The sequence below is a fragment of the Barnesiella sp. An55 genome, from assembly GCF_002161555.1.
Lineage (GTDB): Bacteria > Bacteroidota > Bacteroidia > Bacteroidales > Barnesiellaceae > Barnesiella > Barnesiella merdipullorum.
In genome coordinates this window covers 66,924-86,306 of the sequence record NZ_NFHZ01000005.1, presented here as the reverse complement: position 1 = coordinate 86,306, position 19,383 = coordinate 66,924, and the positions used below count along the sequence as shown (strand labels likewise).

General features: G+C 53.4%; 14 protein-coding genes. 5 read left to right on the top strand and 9 right to left on the bottom strand.

Annotation, left to right across the window (positions count from 1 at the left end; genetic code table 11):
* Positions 1 to 8: 8 nt before the first annotated feature.
* Positions 9 to 464, top strand: coding sequence for a preQ(1) synthase (queF, locus tag B5G10_RS04560; protein WP_087423560.1), 456 nt, complete (start codon positions 9 to 11; stop codon positions 462 to 464).
* 153 nt (positions 465 to 617) lie between these two features.
* Here queF and B5G10_RS04555 read toward each other — a convergent pair whose 3' ends face one another.
* Positions 618 to 2,366, bottom strand: coding sequence for a choice-of-anchor J domain-containing protein (locus tag B5G10_RS04555; RefSeq protein WP_143241062.1), 1,749 nt, complete (start codon positions 2,364 to 2,366; stop codon positions 618 to 620).
* Between the two features lie 72 nt (positions 2,367 to 2,438).
* Complete coding sequence (locus B5G10_RS04550) at positions 2,439 to 6,137, bottom strand: choice-of-anchor J domain-containing protein (protein WP_158098775.1); 3,699 nt, start codon at positions 6,135 to 6,137, stop codon at positions 2,439 to 2,441.
* Positions 6,138 to 6,482: 345 nt separating this feature from the next.
* Between B5G10_RS04550 and B5G10_RS04545 the strand changes: the two genes are divergently transcribed.
* A complete protein-coding gene (locus B5G10_RS04545; RefSeq protein ID WP_087423557.1) occupies positions 6,483 to 8,318 on the top strand; it encodes a tetratricopeptide repeat protein in 1,836 nt (611 codons plus the stop codon).
* A 12-nt stretch (positions 8,319 to 8,330) separates the two neighbouring features.
* On the opposite strand, the gene B5G10_RS04540 is transcribed toward B5G10_RS04545, so the two are convergent.
* The 6 genes from B5G10_RS04540 to B5G10_RS04515 form a co-directional block, all read right to left on the bottom strand.
* Positions 8,331 to 9,260 (bottom strand): TIGR01212 family radical SAM protein, encoded by a 930-nt coding sequence (locus tag B5G10_RS04540; protein WP_087423556.1) that lies wholly within the window; start codon positions 9,258 to 9,260, stop codon positions 8,331 to 8,333.
* A gap of 5 nt (positions 9,261 to 9,265) precedes the next feature.
* Entirely contained in the window at positions 9,266 to 10,624 is a 1,359-nt protein-coding gene (locus tag B5G10_RS04535; RefSeq protein ID WP_087423555.1) for a dipeptidase, read from the bottom strand.
* A 22-nt stretch (positions 10,625 to 10,646) separates the two neighbouring features.
* Positions 10,647 to 11,720 (bottom strand): chorismate synthase, encoded by a 1,074-nt coding sequence (aroC, locus tag B5G10_RS04530; RefSeq protein ID WP_087423554.1) that lies wholly within the window; start codon positions 11,718 to 11,720, stop codon positions 10,647 to 10,649.
* 320 nt (positions 11,721 to 12,040) lie between these two features.
* Entirely contained in the window at positions 12,041 to 13,003 is a 963-nt protein-coding gene (locus tag B5G10_RS04525) for an IdeS/Mac family cysteine endopeptidase (protein WP_087423553.1), read from the bottom strand.
* Positions 13,004 to 13,037: 34 nt separating this feature from the next.
* Positions 13,038 to 13,250: a hypothetical protein gene (locus B5G10_RS04520; RefSeq protein WP_143241060.1), complete on the bottom strand. Its 213-nt coding sequence runs from the start codon at positions 13,248 to 13,250 to the stop codon at positions 13,038 to 13,040.
* A 24-nt stretch (positions 13,251 to 13,274) separates the two neighbouring features.
* Positions 13,275 to 13,661 carry a T9SS type A sorting domain-containing protein gene (locus B5G10_RS04515; protein WP_158098774.1) on the bottom strand — a complete coding sequence of 129 codons (387 nt, stop codon included), beginning with the start codon at positions 13,659 to 13,661 and terminating at the stop codon, positions 13,275 to 13,277.
* A 425-nt stretch (positions 13,662 to 14,086) separates the two neighbouring features.
* Here B5G10_RS04515 and B5G10_RS04510 point away from each other — a divergent pair, with 425 nt between their 5' ends.
* Both B5G10_RS04510 and B5G10_RS04505 read left to right on the top strand, forming a co-directional pair.
* Positions 14,087 to 14,800: an OmpA family protein gene (locus tag B5G10_RS04510; protein WP_087423550.1), complete on the top strand. Its 714-nt coding sequence runs from the start codon at positions 14,087 to 14,089 to the stop codon at positions 14,798 to 14,800.
* Between the two features lie 140 nt (positions 14,801 to 14,940).
* Positions 14,941 to 15,486: a DJ-1 family glyoxalase III gene (locus tag B5G10_RS04505; protein ID WP_087423549.1), complete on the top strand. Its 546-nt coding sequence runs from the start codon at positions 14,941 to 14,943 to the stop codon at positions 15,484 to 15,486.
* Positions 15,487 to 15,574: 88 nt separating this feature from the next.
* On the opposite strand, the gene alaS is transcribed toward B5G10_RS04505, so the two are convergent.
* Complete coding sequence (gene alaS / locus B5G10_RS04500; RefSeq protein ID WP_087423548.1) at positions 15,575 to 18,193, bottom strand: alanine--tRNA ligase; 2,619 nt, start codon at positions 18,191 to 18,193, stop codon at positions 15,575 to 15,577.
* 218 nt (positions 18,194 to 18,411) lie between these two features.
* Between alaS and B5G10_RS04495 the strand changes: the two genes are divergently transcribed.
* Positions 18,412 to 19,383, top strand: coding sequence for a M23 family metallopeptidase (locus tag B5G10_RS04495; protein WP_087423547.1), 972 nt, complete (start codon positions 18,412 to 18,414; stop codon positions 19,381 to 19,383).

The window sequence follows — 19,383 nt, the reverse complement described above, 5'->3', positions numbered from 1 at the left end:
TCACGAATATGGAATCGAAAGAACCTCAACTGACCCTGCTGGGCTACAAGACTACCTATCGGCAAGACTATGCCCCCGAGGTGTTGGAAACCTTCACCAACAAACACCCCGAAAACGACTACTGGGTGCGATTCAACTGCCCCGAGTTTACCAGCCTCTGCCCCATCACCGGGCAACCCGACTTCGCCACCATACAAATCGACTACATCCCCGGCGAGCGCATGGTCGAGAGCAAGAGTCTCAAGCTCTACCTCTTCAGTTTCCGCAACCACGGAGCCTTCCACGAAGATTGCGTGAACATTATCATGAAAGACCTCATCCGCCTCATGGAGCCCAAGTATATCGAGGTAACCGGCTTTTTCACACCTCGCGGCGGTATCAGCATCTATCCCTATTGCAACTACGGACGCCCCGGCACCGAATATGAGCAGATGGCCCGCCAACGGTTGCAAAACCACCAGTAACACAAGACCTCCCGCCTGGTCGGGAGTCCCTACCCTGTATACACGTGTAAGCCCTATCGGTTGCCTTTACAGCTCCGACAGGGCCCACACGTTATGAAATTTGACCGGTTGTCCTCCTGCTCTCCAGGACAGCAACTGGTCGTCAAAAAAATACTATCTCACCATCTTCCCCACAGGCCTACCGCCAACACAAACCACATAGACGCCACTCGAAAGGCCCGACAGCGATACGACCGTTTCGGCCTCATCTGTAGCACCGGTGGCCACCATACGGCCCGACAGGTCGAACACGCGATAGAGGTCACCGGCAACGGTTCCCCGTATATACAGTGTCTCGCCCGTCATACTCAGCGAGAGGGCCGAGTCGTTTGCGACATTCTGAACCGCCGAAACCGCTACAAACCGATAGCGGGGCGAAATCATCGACGACAGATTGGCGCCGCCATAGAGGCTGTTCATCGCATACCAGCGGCCCTGATAGTTGGCATAAGCCGTGCAGTCGTCTTGGGTACGGCTCTTCGTCGAAACCAACCCGAGCATATTGTCGGCATCGGGTGTAATCTCGGGGAATTCCAGCACCACGAAGAAACTGCCCGTCACCTCTACGGCCGGGAAGAATGCCGTACAGAACTGGCCCACCGAGTTTTCACTCCCGAAGAGTTCGCCCAGGCGCCCCGAGAACGAAGCGACAGCTTCGCCCGGCAGACCGTCGGGACCCTCGTCATAGATACTCAAAATCAAACTCTTCTCCTGGTTCGCGGCATCCAGAGCATAGAGGTAGGTATAGATGACCACCTCGTCGACCTCGCCCCGGGCATTGTCGGGGAGGGTAAACTTCTCGGCAATCGTCGTGTAATTCGAGTTCAAGCCCAGCATGAAACCATACTCGCTCACCTGATAGGTCGTCAGCTCGTCCGATTTCCGACGGTTGCACACATAGTCCATCACGGCAGGCGACAGGTGCACGACCCCGGTCTCCAGCGTATCGCTGGCCGTCCCGTTCTCATTGGTGGCTGTCACTACACCCTGTTTCACCCCATCGGTGACATACACGACCGAGGCCGAGGCTGCCTGTACCGACGCGGGAGTGGCATCGGTACCGAACTCCCAGCTGTACGAATCGACGTTCTGCCCGGTAGCTCCGTAGTTCAACGGCTCCGAATCGCCCACATAGACCGTATCGGCCGTAAACGACCAGAGGCCGCCCGTATAGTAGGCCTCGACCGACGGCAACTCCACGAGAGGTTCACTCGATACCGTAAAGTCATCGAAGCCGACCGCATTGCCCTGCGTCCCGGCCGGGGTACAATGGTGTATGGCAAAGTAATACTCGCCCGCCGTCTCGGGGGTAAATACCCCTTCTACCTTGGTCCACTCGGTACATATCTCGGCCTGCTCGCCGGTGCGGTCGACCAGGCGCTGCGTCTGCGCGGCTGCCGAAGCCTCGGAGCCCACCGTAATCTCAAACTGGTCGGCCACACCTTGGTAACCGGGGGCAAAACAATACAAGGCAATATAATACGGCTTGCCCGCCTCCAGACTCAAGGCCGGCGAAAAGGCCCAGGCATCCCGGGCATTCCCGCGACGGTCGGGACCCGAAACCAGATAATACTTGCCCGAGTGTGCCGTAATTCCGCTCAACGCATTTACCTGTATGGTGAACGCCGCGGTAGCACTCGCGTCGGATACGCTCCAGCCCGCGGGCAAAGCGGTCGACACATCGGGGGTGTCGAAATTCTCGGTATACGGCAGGGTGGCACCCGCCGTCGAATAACAGATGACTTTCGAATCCAACGGACGCTCCCGGAGCAACGTGTTTATCCGGGGCAACTCATACATCGGTTGTGCCGAAACTCCCAGGCTCAACGCCATGGCGAGCCCTGCAAAACAAAACTTATTCATGCGAAAATCCAATTAAATACGAGAGGGGCATGCCTGTGAGAGCATACCCCTCTCTTGCTTAGTTATCTGAAATTATGGAACAAGTATCTTTCCCGAAATTACCCGGTTGCCGGTAAGCAGTCGGACAATATAGACTCCGGACGAGAGGCTGCTCAAATCGATAATCGACTCGTCGCGATAGGTACCCATCGCAACACCCCGACAGTCGTAGAGCGCCACCTCCGTATAGTCGCCCACGATGTGAAGCCGCTCGCCATCGAAGAAGAACGAGGCTGCATCGTTGTTCACATCCTCCACACCCGATACGGTATGAGTGCGCTCCATATCGAAGGCGTAGATGCGCATCAGGGTAGCCGAGAACTCCGGCGGGCAATCGGCCTTCACACCAAAATAGTAGATGCCGTCGTGAGGAATGCAAACCGTACCCGATACCTCGCTGCGTTCGTCTATCACATCGCCCTCAGCCACCAGCGTGGTATAGGAGTCGGGGGTATCTTTGTCGGCCATGTAGATCTTCAGGTTCTGCCCGTGGTTGCTCGAGGGGTCGTCGATCATGATCATGTAATCCATCGTCACCTTCACCGAATCGCCGGCCGACAAGGCCACCGAGGGAGCCACCAGCAGACCCGGCAGCGCATTCGACTCCACGTCGTAGTCGTACCAGATATACATCGACTCCATGAAGGTCTCGTCGCCCTCGGTCTGGGCCGACCACTGCTCGATGTTGGAGGCCGGGCTGTAGTGGTACCACTCATCTTCGTGTGTCAGGAAGTCGGAACTGTACGGGAGGGTCGTCTGGGCCTCAGAGGTCGGCTTCAGTTCAATATCGTCGAGATAGAGGCAACCGTTACCCTTGGGCGAATAGCAGTTGATGACAATATAATAGTTACCGTCGGCAGCTACCGTTACCGGTACCAGCAGCTTGGCATAATACTTGTCTTTCACGATTACGCTGTCGTTGTCATACAGCAGCGTGGCCTGAGACATGTCGTCGGGGTCGGTCGTCAAATAGACTCTGAATCTCTGTACATAAGACAGAGGGCTATCCGGCGACGAGGGTTGATTCAACATCGTACGATAGAACATCGAGAACTCATATTCGCCGGCCGGAATCTCTATGCACTGCGACCGGGCCCAGGCATCGACATCGGCACTCATCTGGTCGGTGCAACCCAACAGTCCCGTGCCATCGTAGGCCGAGCCCGAACCCCACTGGGAGTGGGCAATCACCAGAGTGGCCGACGTAGACGAATGCAGGCTCCAGTACTGGTCGGTTGCGGTATCTTCGAAATCCTCCTTGTACGGCAGGGTAGCATTGGGCCAATTCTGCAAGGTAGCACTCGGCAGAGCATCGTTGTAGCTGTCGGTATCGGCCGAACTCTTCGCCGAGCAGGTAAAGACGTAGCTTCCCTTGGCCGAAATATCGGCCTTTTGGGTAAAGGTATAGGTGGCCGTGTCGCCCGGAGCCAGCGGACCGGCAAACAGTTCCGTCACGGAGGTCTCGCTGTTATTGACCGTATACGAGACCTTCACGTTCTCCTGAGGCGAAACACCCGCATTGACGAAGCGCATGGTCACGGCTGCCTCGCTCAAGTTGAACCCGCTCTGGCAGTCGAGCGAAACCGAGGTCATGGCTATATCCTCGGCCGCATCGATACGCACATCGTCGAGAATCACATTGCGGCCCGTACCTTCGTTGTAGAAGGCGAAATAGTAATTGCCGGCCTCGGGTATATCGAAACTGGCATACCCGTAATGATACTGCCCGGCCACATCCAGCGGATAAGAGCACAGGAGCGTAGTCATCTCGTCGGGGTCGTCGCTGCGGCCCATATAGACCTGCAGCGAGCTTTCGCCGGTCGAATAGATGGTTGCATAGTAGAACGAAATGCGGGCTTTTCCCTGCGGCATCGCAATGGCCGGACTGATGTACCAGTCGTTGTGCGTGATGCCTGCAAAAGAATCGATGTAACCTATACCGCTCCCCTCTTTGGGCAAACCTTTCGTGGCATTCAATACGGGTTCCCAGTAAACCCCGTCCTGGTCGGGATTATACGACGACCAGTAAATCACGTCGGACGAGTCGTCGTTGAATCCCATATCGTGCGGGAAGGGGCGCGCCGTATATACCTCCACGCGGGTAGAGACGGTATCATTCGTCAAGTCACCATCGGCAGCCATGGCCGACCATACTTTCACCACCTTCTCGCCCGGGGTGCTCCAGTCGCACGTAGTTTCAAATACATACTCCTTGCTTTCGTTGGCAGCCAACTGGTCGATCTCGCCCGATACGATTTCACCGTTGTCGACCTGGAAATAGACCGGGATATGGCTTTGTGCCATCTTGCCGCCATTCTTGAACCGGGCCGCAACCGTCACCTGGTTGTTGACCAGCTTGGCCGACAGCTTGGGCGAGGTGATGCGCTCGGCGATAATATCTTCGTAGGGGTCTTTTATCTGGATATTCTTCACGACAACCTGAGCCTCGGTGTTGGCCTGCAAAGCCAGCGAAACCAATCCGGCCTCTTCGATCGAGCAGACAATCGCCGCTTTGGCAAATTCGGTTTCCGATGCCGGCAACTTGTCCGATACACCCACCTCGACATACTCTTTCTTTACGAAATAGCCGGTCTTGACCGACATGGTAAAGTCGAGACTCGACATGTATTCAAATTCGACCCGCACACTCCCGGCCGGCAGCGAGATACAGTTGCTTCTCAACAACGCCGTGTTGCCTTTATACGGTACCGAAACCCAACCTTCGTTATCGGTGCTGTATGCCCAATAGGCCGAGCGCATGGAGGGTGTACTGGAACTCGAGAAATCGGTCGTGGCATTCTCGGTATTCATCTCATACGGGTACTCAATCGACGGTCTCACCTCAATCTCGGTCGAAAGGGTATCGTTCTCGACATTCAAGTCGTTCGAAACACCATCGACCCAAGCCGTTATCACACTCGTCTCATTTTCTACACACAGAGCTTTCAGGGCAAAGAGATACGTTTTATGTTCGCCGGAAAGCAACGGCTCCGTCACTACCTCCGAAACCACGTCGCCATCGCCTACCCGATAGTTCAGCCGATACGAGGTGACCGACAAACCGGTATTGACAACTTCGACTTGGACAGGGTGTTCCGTATCGCAGGATGTGCCCAACCCCTCTACCACGTAGATAGCCATGTCGGCACCCGGATTTCCATCGATGTTCACATCGTCTACATAGGTCAAATTGGAAACAAAAGAGTATCCTCCGTGACCTCTTTCATGGAATGCCACATAGATAGACTTGCCGGCATACTTCGACAGGTCGAACACATAGGCGCCCCACGGCAATAAATTCTGCGGCGAGATGCACATCAGGGTATCGGTAAAATTGACTCTTGCCGTATCGGACTGGGAAACAAGCACCTCAAACGCCCGCTCTTCGGACTCAATACCGGATGCCCAATTGGCACCCAACATGAAGTGCAAATACTCTCCCGCTTTGATTTCGACTTGAGGGGTCACCAGCCACGAGTCGGTCTCCAGTCCTTCGCCGAAACCACCCGACCTGGAATAGGCAGCATAGCCGCCGGTGGTGTATCCCAATACAAACGGATCGATATCTGCGGTCGAACTCCATCGAGGATAATCGTTCAGCGTACTCGGTATGCAAGTCGTTGTCCAACCCTCTGGAGGGAATGTTCCACCATCGAAAGTCTCGTGCAATTCGGCAAACCCAAGGTTTACATTCAATAGCACAAGTAAAACAATCAGTAAACTCTTTTTCATAAAAACAACCATTAAATAAACAAAAACCAAATAGAGGTAATCAGTGTGACAAATTCTCCAATCTGTCGGTCTTTTTACAAATGAAGACAAAAACTGATAAACCATAAAGTTTTATCCCCCCAGCCAACTACTGCAAATTAAATTCGATTCGATAAAACACTACGGCACAATACTGCATTTATATAATAATCAGTTGTTTATATATCCATTTAAAATAGATTCGCGCGTAATAAAAAAGCATAATGGAGTTCAAGGGCGATAAAAATTCATTTTCCACACAGCAATGAAAATAATAAATTATAAATATTTCGTATCTTTGTCATACACATTCAAAGTGCTACGATCATGAAAGAACCCTATCGAAAACCTCTTCCCCTGAAAATTATCTTATGCGGAGTTCTATTCATAGGTCTTGCCTCCAACTACTGCCTGGCTCGAAACTACTCATCCAACCTGAAACAGTTTCTCCAAGAGACCCAACAAATATATACAGCCGGAAACCTCAAAGACAAGAGTCATGCCTCTCAGAACCAAGCCTATATCGACTCAACAACACACCTGTTGCAAACGGCATCGCTCCCCGACTCGACTGCGATAGCCACCCTGTACGACATGGCGGTCAAGCTCAGTGAGAGCCGACTTTACAACCCCACCATCGAATACACCAAACTGGCCCGGCGCTTCCTGCAGGAGAACTTTTCCGACGGGCTCGACAAGGAGAAGGCCATCGTCAATCTGGCTCTTATCCAGGCTTCGGCCTATCAGTCGTTGGGCATGTCGACCCCGGCCATCAACATCTACTTCAACACCCTCGAAGAGACCAAAAAGTATCGCATGGACGATATGACGGCCATCATCTACAACAACCTGGGCAGCACGTTTCAGCATCAAAAAGAGTATGCTCAAGCCGATACCTTTTTCAACAAGGCGATACAACTCAACGAGGCTCATAAAGACAAGCAGAAACTGTTTGTCAACTACAACAACCTGGCTATCACCTACGCCAAACAGCAAAATCACGACAAGGCCTTGGAATACGCCTTCCTGGCCATACACCAGCTCGATGCCGAGAAGGACAAAGACATGATTATGCTCATGCAACAGAGCATTGCCTCGATCTATCTCAATCGCAACGAACCGCTGCTGGCTCTGAAAATCATACAAGAGGTGGAGAAATACCAGCGCCAGAAAGGGCAAAGTCCCTTCCTCATCTATACCTACCGGCTGTTGGCTCAAATATATCTGCACCTCAACCGCACCGACGCGGCACTGGAAGCCCTGCAAAAGGCAAAGCAACAAGCCGACCTTTGCCACAACGACAAGGAGCAGGTGCCTTTGCTGAGTCTGTTTGCCGAAATCTATGCCGAGAAAAACGAATATGCCAACGCCTACCGCAACCTGGCCCGGGCCGTATCGATCAAAGATTCCCTGTCCGACATCGAGAACCGACACCAGGTTACCGATATTGAAGAGATGTATCTGGCCGGGCAGGAGCGCAACCGGCAGGAGTCGGTCGCAGCCGAACAGGAGCGGAAGAAAAACGCCATCGTCTACACCCTGTTGATTGTGATTATCGTGAGCCTCGTCGTCATGCTTCTGCGCAACCGACTATCGTCGGCCCGGAAACGTGCCGCCTCGGCCGAATCGCTGCAGGAGGCTCACCGCCAGTTCGAGGCCGAACTGCAACGCAAGGAGGAGGAAAAAGCGCAACTGGAAAAGCAACTTGCTTCTCAAGACGAAATGCTTCTGCAACAAAAGAGAGAGATGGTTTCGCTCTCGATTCAATCGGTACAGAACGAAAACTACATCGAGAAACTAAACGAAGAGATGAAGAGACTCCTACTCGAAATCAATGTCAAGGAGACCGAAAAACGGAAACACATCAAAGAGATTATCTCGAAAATCAATCAATACAACACCCAAAGCAGCTGGGAGGAGTTCCGCTACCGATTTGAAAACGTACAAGACTCGTTCTTCCAAAAGCTGTCGGCTCAATACCCCGACTTGACGACCAACGACCAGCACCTCTGCGCCCTGCTGAGGCTGGGCCTCTCGACCAAGGAGATTGCCGCCATCACCTTCAAGGAGGTGCGCAGCATCGAATCGGGCCGAAACCGGTTGCGCAAAAAGCTGGGACTCTCCGAAAAAGAGGACCTGGTCAAATTCCTGACCCGGTTTTAATCTCGCGGCTATTCACACACCCTCCTCGCACAAGCGTCCCTGCCAGGTATCGCGTTCGCGCATGCGACGCAACAAGCGGGCGGTGAACTCATGATTCTTGAGCCCCCAGTTGGGTGCAATGAGCAGCTCGGCCGGCGACTGCGACACAAACCGCTCGATGGCGATGCGGGGCGACAGCCGTTCGGCAAAGTCGATAGCCAGGTCGATATACTCATCGACATCATACAGGTGAAAATCCTGCGGACGAGTCTCATACTCGCGGGCCATGCGGGTGTGGCGGATAAGCTGCAACTGGTGCAGTTTGATGGTATCTAGAGGCAGTTGCGACATGCGGCGGGCATGATCGAGCATCATCGCACGAGTCTCGCCCGGCAACCCCAGTATCATGTGGGCACCCACCAGCACCCCGGCGGCCGAGGTGCGGCGAATGGCATCGGCCGAGGTGGCAAAGTCGTGCCCCCGGTTGATGCGATGCAAAGTCTCGTCGCAGGTACTCTCCACTCCATACTCCACCAACACGAAGGTGCGCCGCGACAACTCGGCCAGGTAGTCGAGCAGACCAGCCGGCATGCAATCGGGACGGGTGCCAATGATGAGACCCACCACACCGGGATGAGCCAGAGCCTCTTCGTACTTGCGTCTCAACTCCTCAAGCTCGCCATAGGTATTGGTATAAGCCTGAAAATAGGCCAGGTAGCGCATCTCGGGATACTTGCGGGCAAAGAAGGCAATACCCTCGTCAAGCTGGCAGGTGATGCTCTTGCCCGTGTGGCAATAGTCGGGGCTGAAAGTCTGGTTATTGCAATAGGTGCAGCCCCCCACCCCTATACTGCCGTCGCGGTTGGGACAGGTAAAGCCGGCATGCAGCGAGATTTTCTGCACCTTGCCGTCGAAATGTTCGCTCAGAAAATCGGCAAAATCGCGATATCGCTTCTGCTCCATGCCGATTAATGTCCAAACCGGTTGTAAAACTCGACCACGGCAACGATTCCCTTTTCATACATCTCCATGCGGAAATTCTCGTTGGGTGAGTGGGTAGCATCCGACTCGAGGCCAAAGCCCATCAAGACCGATTTCACACCCAACACCTTTTCGAACGTGGCGATAATGGGAATACTGCCTCCACGGCGCACGGCCAACGGCTGTTTGCCGAATGCCAGCGTATATCCCTGCTCGGCCGCCTTATAGGCCGGCAAGTCAATGGGGCATACATAGCTCTCGCCACCGTGCATGGGGGTAACCTTTACCTTCACGCTGCGGGGAGCCACCGACTCGATATAGTCGATAAAGAGTTTCGAAATCTGCTCATGATTCTGGTGGGGGACCAGTCGGCACGACACCTTGGCATAGGCCTTCGAGGGCAACACCGTCTTGGCCCCTTCGCCCGTATAACCGCCCCAGATACCGCAGATATCGAACGTGGGGCGAATGGCGGTGCGTTCCAGCGGCGAGAAACCAGCTTCACCGGCCAATTCATCGACCTCGATGGCCTGTTTATATTTCTCTTCGTCGTAGGGTACGGCACCCAGCATGGCTCGCTCCTGGGCCGACACCTCCTCGACATCGTCATAGAAATGAGGAATGACAATGCGGCCGTTGCCATCGACAATACCGGCCATCATCTTGCAGAGTTCGTTGATGGGATTGGCCACCGTACCGCCAAAGATACCCGAGTGCAAGTCGCGGTTGGGACCGGTCACTTCGATCTCCCAATAGGCCAGGCCACGCAGACCCGTCGTAATCGACGGAGTATCGAGCCCCACCATACTGGTGTCGGAGACCAGAATCACATCGCAACGCAGCAGGTCGAGGTGACTTTTGCAGAACTCCTCCACTCCGGGCGAGCCTATCTCTTCGCCGCCCTCGATCAGGAACTTCACGTTGCAGCGCAACAGACCTTCGCGCACGGCAATCTCAAACGCTTTCAACTGGATGAATCCCTGCCCCTTGTCGTCGTCGGCACCACGTCCCCACAGGCGATCTTCCTTAATGACCGGTTCAAAAGGCTCGGTGTGCCACAGCTCCAACGGTTCGACCGGCATCACGTCGTAGTGGGCATAGACCAACACCGTGGGGTAGTCGGGGTTGACCACCTTCTCGGCAAAAACCACCGGCGAGGCCGATGTAGGCATCACCTCGGCACGGTCGGCTCCGGCCTCGAGCAGCAACTCACGCCACCGGTCGGCACAACGCAGCATATCGTCCCGGTGCTCGGGCAAAGCACTTATCGAGGGTATGCGCAACAACGAAAACAGCTCATCGAAGAAACGATCGCGATGATCGGCTATATACTTTCTTGTATCCATATAGGGGTATGTTTTATGTTTTTTACAGTTTATGACTCTGTGCCAGCAAATAGTAGTCGAGCATCACCATCGCCGCCATGGCCTCTACCACGGGGACTGCCCGCGGGAGCACACAAGGGTCATGACGCCCTTTGGCCTTCAACACGGTGGGATTTCCCTGGGCATCGACCGTTTCAATATCGCGCAGCAAAGTTGCCACAGGCTTGAAAGCCACCCTGAAGTAGATATCCTCGCCATTGGAAATTCCTCCCTGTATCCCGCCCGAATAGTTGGTGCGAGTCGTCACACGACCGTCGCACATCTCGAACACGTCGTTCACCTGCGAGCCCCGGCACTTCGCTCCCTCGAATCCCATACCATACTCAAACCCCTTGACAGCGTTGATACCGAGCATGGCACTGCCCAGGGCAGCATGCAGTTTGTTGAATACCGGTTCGCCCAAACCCACAGGCACGTGACGAATAACCCCGGTGATGACTCCACCCACGGTATCGCCCTGCGACTTCACCCCGGCAATATATTGCTCCATCTGCCGGGCCATCTCGGCATCGGGACAACGCACCGCGTTTTTCTCAATCTCGGACAGGTCGTAGCTGCGATAGTCGCCCGACAGCGACAACTCGCCCACCTGCGAGGTATAGGCCCACACCTCGATGCCCAGGCGAGCAAGCACCAGCTTGGCCAACGCCCCGGCTACACAGCGGGCTATCGTCTCGCGAGCCGACGAACGGCCTCCACCCCGATGGTCGCGCAGACCGTATTTGCGGGTATAAGTATAATCGGCATGCGAAGGACGAAAGAGATCCCGCATATTGTCGTAGTCGGCAGAGTGTTGATTTTCGTTCCGCACCACAAACCCAATGGGGGCACCAGTAGTCTTGCCCTCGAAGATTCCCGACAGGAACTCGACCCGGTCGCTCTCCTTGCGGGGAGTCACTATGGACGACTGTCCCGGCCGACGACGGTCGAGCTCGTGCTGAATAAACTCCATATCGACCGATATGCCAGCAGGCATACCATCGACCACCCCCCCGATGGCCGGGCCGTGTGACTCGCCAAACGAGGTGAGGGTAAAAAGATTTCCTATCGTATTCATCGTGTTGCCTCTGACGGTTATATGTTAGGCTATCCAAAGATAGTGAAAGGTGAGCGTAGAGACAAACAAAAAGCACGATTTTCAATGTTCTACTTTACCAAGCCGCATCCTACCACCATCCCAGATAGCGAAAGAGCCGAACGGATAATGGAGAGAATTCAATACACCAGGACTCCATCCTATTCAGCCGATTCGATTAACCGTGCCCATATATTGAGTACCAAAGCCCCCCCAAAAAGCGACAGGAACTTCCTCCTTAAGAGGGAGCTCCTGTCGTTATCTGCATGGTCGGTATTGTCCCGGCCATTATCCATTATTCATTACTCTATATCGCCTAACTTCTCCTTCCATATATCCTGTCGCAAATCGACCAGGACGAGAGCCGTGATAAGAGACGTCCTCCGTGTTCCTCCAAAAGGTTTAGGCAATTGAATGGTATAAGCCACGTCGCCCATGGAAGGGAGTGTCGGATTTTGCGCATATGTAATTCCCAGTCGAATAATCGCAGCCCCGTTGGCGTCCTGATCGACCAGGTTGTTGTCGCAATAGTAGATGTGCGACACATACCCCTCCTCGTCAAACTCGGCGCCCCAAATGGTCATGGCATGCAGGCTTTCGCCTCCGGTGGTAAATTTATATGCCGTAAACCCAATTGCCTTGTTCTCGGTAAAAGCTTTCTTCATGAGTTTATTGAAATTCTCCTTGGACATGTTGCGGCTATCCTCGATAATAACATCTTCCGGAGAGAAGACTTTGGAAAAGAAACCGTGGAAACTGTTTTCCATATCGGGGTCGCGGAACGGAGCCGAAATATTGGTCGAATTTCCGCTGATAAACCAGTTGACTCCACCGCCTTCCCATCCCGACCGATCTTGGAAGCTGGAAATAAAGAAGTTGAATATTTCGCTCTTGTTGCTGGCATAGTCGCCCGGATTGGGAGCCTTATAGACCTCCGACGGACGGGCAAAGTCATACTGCTGGCCATACATCTCGTCATAACGATCGACATATTTCTTGTTGTTCACAATCCACCAGTGCAGCAAATTCGAAGCCGAGGCAGCCCAACACATACTGCCGTCGGGAGCATCGTCAAACTCATAAGTCTTGTTGCAGTCGTACCAGGCGCAGGTATCGCACCAAGTGAGTTGCTGTTTCTCAAAGTCAACCCCCATACTCTCATAGTCGTAGCGCAGCCACTCCCCGGCCGGGAAGACGTCCACTGCCGGCGGGTAACTCTTCACGTTCTCCTTTACCGGGAAATCGGGAGCCTTCACACCATACACCCAGCAGGTTTTACCGGCAAAAGGATCAACCGTATCATTTTTGGGCTTCGATACCCTTTATTTGGCTCAAATCCATAGCCGGGTCGTAAGTCTCGCCTACCGACCAGTTCTCGCCCGTAACATCTTTGGCAAAATGCAGATTGCCCTCGACCGTTACCGGGTTACCGTCTTGCTTCTCCACGACAAACTGCGCCCGAGCCGACACAATTGTCAATACACATATTATTATTAAAAACTTCTTCATCATGTTTCGGGGTTTGTTGTTAATCGTTTATCGTTTTATGAATTTGAGCGTAGTTCCGGCAGTCTTGAGCAGATAACTGCCTTGCGGCAAATCGTTCACCAATATAGACACTTTGCTCCCGGTAGCGACCACACTCTTTACCACTCGGCCATCGAGAGCCACAATCTCTACTCGACAACCTTCGCTCAAGCCACTCATATGCAGACTCTCCTGCACCGGATTGGGATAGATACGCACCTGCTCAGCCACAACATCATCGACTTCGGTAGCCTGTTTCTTGCTGAATGTGACTCGCTGCACATCCACTACGGGATTGCCATTTTTAACGATGACCGAAAAATGGGTCGAGTCGTCGCTTCGCAACAGATAATCGACCTCGTCCATGGCCACACTCACACCGGTATCGGTATTCATATACCATTTTTCGGCAGCTTGGGCACACAAGGTACACGACAAGGCACACACGAGTACCACAAAATAAGGGAATCTGGTTTTCTCATTCGTTCTTATATTACTAAGTTACGGTTATTATTCAATTCAAGATAAAAAGAGTGTCTATGACACTATATATTCTGGTCTCACTTGCGGCACACAACCGCATCTGCATCTTCACATCCAGCGGTATCAACAGCTTCTTGTTACCGATAGTCACACATATTCAGCCACTTCAGGCTTGCTCTTCAAACAAAGCGACACTTGCTTAGGCCGGGCAAAGATAAATAAAAATTCGAAAATTCACCGGGAGCAAACTATTTTCCCACTCATTTATTATAATTATTATCAAATACCATATCGTTTTTTTTCTTACTTTTGTAAAGCAAATTCTAAAACCAACAGATATGAAATGCATCAAAGTTCTCTCTTGTGTCCTGGTAGCCGGTATGCTATTGACAGGCTGTAACATGTCAAACACCGGAAAAGGAGCCCTCATCGGAGGTGGTAGCGGCGCAGCCGTAGGTGCCGGTTTAGGCGCAATTTTCGGAAAAGGCAAAGGAGCCGCTATTGGAGCTGCCGTGGGCGCTGCCGTGGGTACCACTGCCGGAGCCCTCATCGGTAAGAAAATGGACAAAGCCGCCGAGCAAGCCAAACAGGTAGAAGGCGCACAAGTCGAGCAGGTAACCGATAACAACGGTCTGCAAGCTGTCAAGGTAACCTTCGACTCGGGAATCCTCTTCTCGACGAGCAGTGCCACCCTCAGCGCATCGGCCAAAGCCTCGTTGAGCAAGTTTGCCAACAACGTGTTGAATCAAAACCGCGACATGGATGTCGCCATTTACGGATATACCGACAACCAAGGTTGGAAAAACTCGACAGCCGAGCAAAGCAAACAAAAGAACTTGAACCTGTCGCAAGAACGGGCTCAAAGCGTAGCCAGCTATCTGCTGGGTTGCGGTGTTTCATCGACTCAAATCAAGACCGTCGAAGGCATGGGCGAAGCCAATCCCGTGGCCGACAACTCGACCGAGGCTGGCCGTCAGGAAAACCGCCGCGTAGAGGTATATCTCTATGCCAGCCAGCAGATGATTCAACAAGCCGAGGCCGGGACACTCTAAGCGTTCCACAAGACTCATAGCACTGCCGGTGCCAGTTGCCGGCAGTTGCATTACAGATTTCGGGCGGCTGCCCCAGTGCGGCCGGCCGGGTTGTACATGAGCCTCTACCAATCTTTACTGACAATAAAAAACTTGAAATAATGAAAACTGTTTATCTATTTCTCGCTACAGGATTTGAAGAGTTGGAAGCCCTCACGGTCGTAGATATGTTGCGCCGTGCCGGTATCGATATCACCACGGTTTCCATCTCGCGAAATCTTCAAGTCGAGGGATCCCACGGAGTAACTGTAACTGCCGACTGTACTTGGGTAGAGTTGTCGGCCGACGATGTTGAATGGCTTGTTCTGCCCGGCGGTATGCCCGGCACCAAACACTTGGGCGAATGTAAGCCCCTGGTTTCGCTGCTGCAACGCCATGCCGCTGCCAACAAACATATCGCCGCCATTTGCGCTGCCCCCTCGGTTCTGGGTCAAGCCGGCTTGCTCGAGGGCTATAAGGCCACGTGTTATCCCGGCTTCGAACAATTCTTGACGGGAGCCACCGTCACGGGCGAACTCGTAACCATCGACCGCAACATCACCACGGGCAAGGGTCCGGGTGCCGCCATCCCCTTCGCTACCGCCATCATCACTCAAATTGCCGGAGAAGAGAAGGCCAAAGAGGTGAGAGCCGCCATGTTGCTGTAACCCGGGAATTGTAAACAATACCACAAAAAAACTCCGATTCTTATTGAACCGGAGTTTTTTTGTATATCGCGTCGTTGGTCGCGGACTATCAGCCCACAACCAGCGAAACCATCTTTTCCAAAGCGTCGGAGAGATGCTCGACATTCTTACCGCCAGCCTGGGCGAAGTAAGGCTGTCCGCCACCGCCACCCTGTATCAGTTTGGCAGCTTCGCGCACGATAGCCGAGGCGTTCTTCCCGTCGGCTACCACATCGTTGCTGAACATCACCGTGAGCAGCGGTTTCTCATTCTCTTTCGTGGCAGCCACAAAGGCCAGATGCTCGGGCACTTCGTTTCGCAACATGAAGGCAATGCCCTTCACTACATCGGCAGGCATAGGACCTACGAAGCGAATCAGTTTCAAGCCATCGACATTCTCGGCCGTCTTGATCAGACGATCCTTCATGGCAACCATCTTCTCCTTCACATACTCCTCGGCCTGCTTGCGCAACTCGGCATTCTCGTCGATAGCCTTGTGGATAGCCTGCAACAGGTTGGGAGCATTGTTGAACAGAGTAGCGATCTCTTTCAAAGAATCCTGCAACGAGTTCATTGTCTCCTCGACACGAGCCCCGGTGATGGCCTCGATACGGCGAATACCGGCAGCAATCGAACTCTCGGATACAATCTTGATCATACCAATATTACCGGTATTGGCCACGTGGGTTCCACCACACAGCTCGACCGACGACCCGAAGCGGATGACACGTACCTCTTCGCCATACTTCTCGCCAAAGAGTGCCATGGCACCCATGGCCTTAGCCTCGACAATAGGCACATGGCGACGCTCGTCCAGCGGAATAGCCTCGCGCACCTTACGGTTGGCCAGCATCTCGACCTGACGCAACTCCTCGTCGGTCACCTTCTTGAAATGCGAGAAGTCGAAACGCAACGACTGGGGCGATACATACGAACCCTTTTGCTCGACATGCGTTCCTAGAACCTCGCGCAGAGCCTCGTGCAACAGGTGCGTAGCCGTGTGATTGCAGGCCGTAGCCTGGCGGGCCTCCTTGTCGATAACGGCATGGAAGAGGGCCGTTACATCCTCGGGCATGTGCTCGGTTATGTGGATACTCAGGTTGTTTTCCCGTTTCGTTTGCAGAATCTCTACCGTCTCGTTAGCCGAAATCAGTTTGCCCGTATCGCCTACCTGACCACCCATCTCGGCATAGAAAGGCGTGCGGTCGAGCACGATTTGATAATATTCACGCGATTTTTGTTTCACCTTGCGGTAACGCAAAATGTGGCAGTCGCACTCGAGCTGGTCATAACCCACAAACTCGGGCTCGCCCTCTCTCAATACCACCCAGTCGCCAGTCTCTACGGCGGCGGCATTGCGGGCACGCTCTTTCTGCTTCTGCATCTCGGCATCGAAGGCTGCGATATCGACTCCCATCCCCTTCTCTTTCAAGATGAGCTCGGTGAGGTCTATGGGGAAACCGTAGGTATCGTAGAGGGTAAAGGCATCGACACCGCTTATCTCGTTCTTGCCGGCAGCCTTGGCATCGGCCATCACCTTGTCGAGCAACTTGATACCCGTTTCGAGGGTACGCAAGAACGCATCCTCTTCCTCCTTGATCACCTTACCGATGAGCACCTTCTGCTCTTTCAACTCGGGATAGGCATCGCCCATCGTCTCGATGAGGATATCGAGCAGCTTGTACAGGAAGGCCTGCTTCTGACCCAGGAAAGTATAGCCGTAACGAACGGCCCGGCGCAGGATACGACGAATCACATAACCGGCCTTGGCGTTCGAGGGCAACTGACCGTCGGTAATCGAGAAGGCTATGGTGCGGATGTGGTCGGCAATCACACGCATGGCGATATCGACCTTGGGGTCGTCGCCATAGGTCTTGCCACACAGGCGGCCAATCTCTTTGATAATGGGTTGGAACACGTCGGTATCGTAGTTCGAGGTCTTGCCCTGCAAAGCCATACACAAGCGTTCAAAGCCCATACCGGTATCGATAACCCGGGCAGGCAGCGGCTCGAGCGAACCGTCGGCCTTGCGGTTGTATTGCATAAACACGAGATTCCATATCTCGATTACCTGCGGGTGGCTCTGGTTGACCAGCGTGAGGCCATCGACCTCGGCCCGTTCGGCATCGCTACGCAAGTCGATATGGATTTCGGAGCAGGGGCCGCAGGGTCCCGTGTCGCCCATTTCCCAGAAATTGTCGTGGCGGTTACCGTTGATAATGTGTTCTTTGGGCAGATGAGCCTCCCAGTAAGAGGCCGCCTCGTTGTCACGTTCGAGCCCCTCGGGAGCATACCCTTCAAAAACGGTGGCATACAGCCGGTCGGGGTTGATTTTAAGCACATCGACCAAATATTCCCATGCCCAGTTGATGGCCTCTTTCTTGAAGTAGTCGCCAAACGACCAGTTGCCCAGCATCTCAAACATGGTGTGGTGATAGGTATCGAGACCCACCTCTTCCAAATCGTTGTGCTTCCCGCTCACGCGCAGGCATTTCTGTGAATCCGCGACTCTCTTGTATTTGGCAGGAACGTTACCCAGGATGATATCCTTGAACTGGTTCATGCCCGCATTGGTAAACATCAATGTGGGGTCGTCTTTAATGACCATGGGAGCCGACGGCACAATCTGATGGCCTCGTTCCCTGAAAAAATCCTTAAAAGATTCACGAATCTCTTTTGCTGTAAGCATAACAATCTAATTAAATTAAGTTCTCGTGGCGACCCGGGCCGTTACCGAAACCGAAATCATCCACCTGGTATATTAATATTACCAAAAACAATTTGCAAAAATAGCTCAAATTATTATTTTTGTGCCCATGTGCAGCTAAAAAAATGTTCAATAACATCTTTTTTTTGAGCACTTATCCCAATTAGTGCCGACGGGACAGGCCCGATTAAACAATATCAATGAGCAAAAAGATTTTCTACATATACAATCCCAAGACTCTGACCTACGAACGGGTATATCCCTCGTTGCGCCAGCGCATTGTCGTGGTGTTGCGCCACCTGCTCGTTGGCAGTCTGCTCAGTATCGTGCTCATCGCCGGCTTTTACTTTTGGCTGGGCTCACCCAAGGAAGAGATTCTCAAACTCGAAAACGAACAGATGAAAACCCAGTACAAGCTTCTCTCCAAACGAGTCGATGCCGCCCTCGAAGTGATGAGCGACCTGCAACAACGCGACGACAACATGTATCGGGTGGTCTTGCAGGCCGACCCCATAAACGCCGAGGTGAGAGACAACGGCATCTACAACCCCAGCCGTTATGCCGACCTGCTGAAAATGAGCGACGCCCAACTGGTGGTATCGACCAGCCAAAAGGTCGATAACCTCACCCGACAGGTATATGTGCAATGCAACTCGATGAACGAGCTTGTGAAACTGGCTCATGGCCAGGAAGAGCGCATCAAGCACCTGCCCGCCATACAGCCGGTAGCCAACAAGGACTTGAAACGCACGGCCTCGGGTTATGGCTATCGGGTCGATCCGGTTTACAAGACTACCAAGTTTCACGAAGGCATGGACTTTGCCGCCAACATAGGGACCCCCGTCTATGCCACCGGCAACGGCCAGGTGGTCGAGACCGGCTGGCAACAGGGCTACGGCAACACAGTCGTGATCGACCACGGCTACGACTACAAAACCCGCTATGCCCACCTGAACAAGATTCTGGTGCGACAGGGGCAACAAGTCGTTCGTGGCGAAGAGATTGCCGAGGTGGGCAACACCGGCAAATCGACCGGTCCGCACCTGCACTACGAGGTGCTCTACAAAGGGAAACCCGAGAACCCCATCAACTACTATTTCTTCGATTTGTCGCCCGAAGACTACGACCGCATGATTCAACTGGCCGAGAACCAGGGACGCGTTATGGACTAA

Excerpts from the sequence above, each read along its gene's own strand:
- queF (WP_087423560.1), top strand. The coding sequence starts at position 9 with ATGGAATCGAAAGAACCTCAACTGACCCTGCTGGGCTACAAGACTACC.
- B5G10_RS04555 (WP_143241062.1), bottom strand. The coding sequence starts at position 2,366 with ATGAATAAGTTTTGTTTTGCAGGGCTCGCCATGGCGTTGAGCCTGGGA.
- B5G10_RS04550 (WP_158098775.1), bottom strand. The coding sequence starts at position 6,137 with ATGAAAAAGAGTTTACTGATTGTTTTACTTGTGCTATTGAATGTAAAC.
- B5G10_RS04545 (WP_087423557.1), top strand. The coding sequence starts at position 6,483 with ATGAAAGAACCCTATCGAAAACCTCTTCCCCTGAAAATTATCTTATGC.
- B5G10_RS04540 (WP_087423556.1), bottom strand. The coding sequence starts at position 9,260 with ATGGAGCAGAAGCGATATCGCGATTTTGCCGATTTTCTGAGCGAACAT.
- B5G10_RS04535 (WP_087423555.1), bottom strand. The coding sequence starts at position 10,624 with ATGGATACAAGAAAGTATATAGCCGATCATCGCGATCGTTTCTTCGAT.
- aroC (WP_087423554.1), bottom strand. The coding sequence starts at position 11,720 with ATGAATACGATAGGAAATCTTTTTACCCTCACCTCGTTTGGCGAGTCA.
- B5G10_RS04520 (WP_143241060.1), bottom strand. The coding sequence starts at position 13,250 with ATGATGAAGAAGTTTTTAATAATAATATGTGTATTGACAATTGTGTCG.
- B5G10_RS04515 (WP_158098774.1), bottom strand. The coding sequence starts at position 13,661 with ATGAATACCGATACCGGTGTGAGTGTGGCCATGGACGAGGTCGATTAT.
- B5G10_RS04510 (WP_087423550.1), top strand. The coding sequence starts at position 14,087 with ATGAAATGCATCAAAGTTCTCTCTTGTGTCCTGGTAGCCGGTATGCTA.
- B5G10_RS04505 (WP_087423549.1), top strand. The coding sequence starts at position 14,941 with ATGAAAACTGTTTATCTATTTCTCGCTACAGGATTTGAAGAGTTGGAA.
- alaS (WP_087423548.1), bottom strand. The coding sequence starts at position 18,193 with ATGCTTACAGCAAAAGAGATTCGTGAATCTTTTAAGGATTTTTTCAGG.
- B5G10_RS04495 (WP_087423547.1), top strand. The coding sequence starts at position 18,412 with ATGAGCAAAAAGATTTTCTACATATACAATCCCAAGACTCTGACCTAC.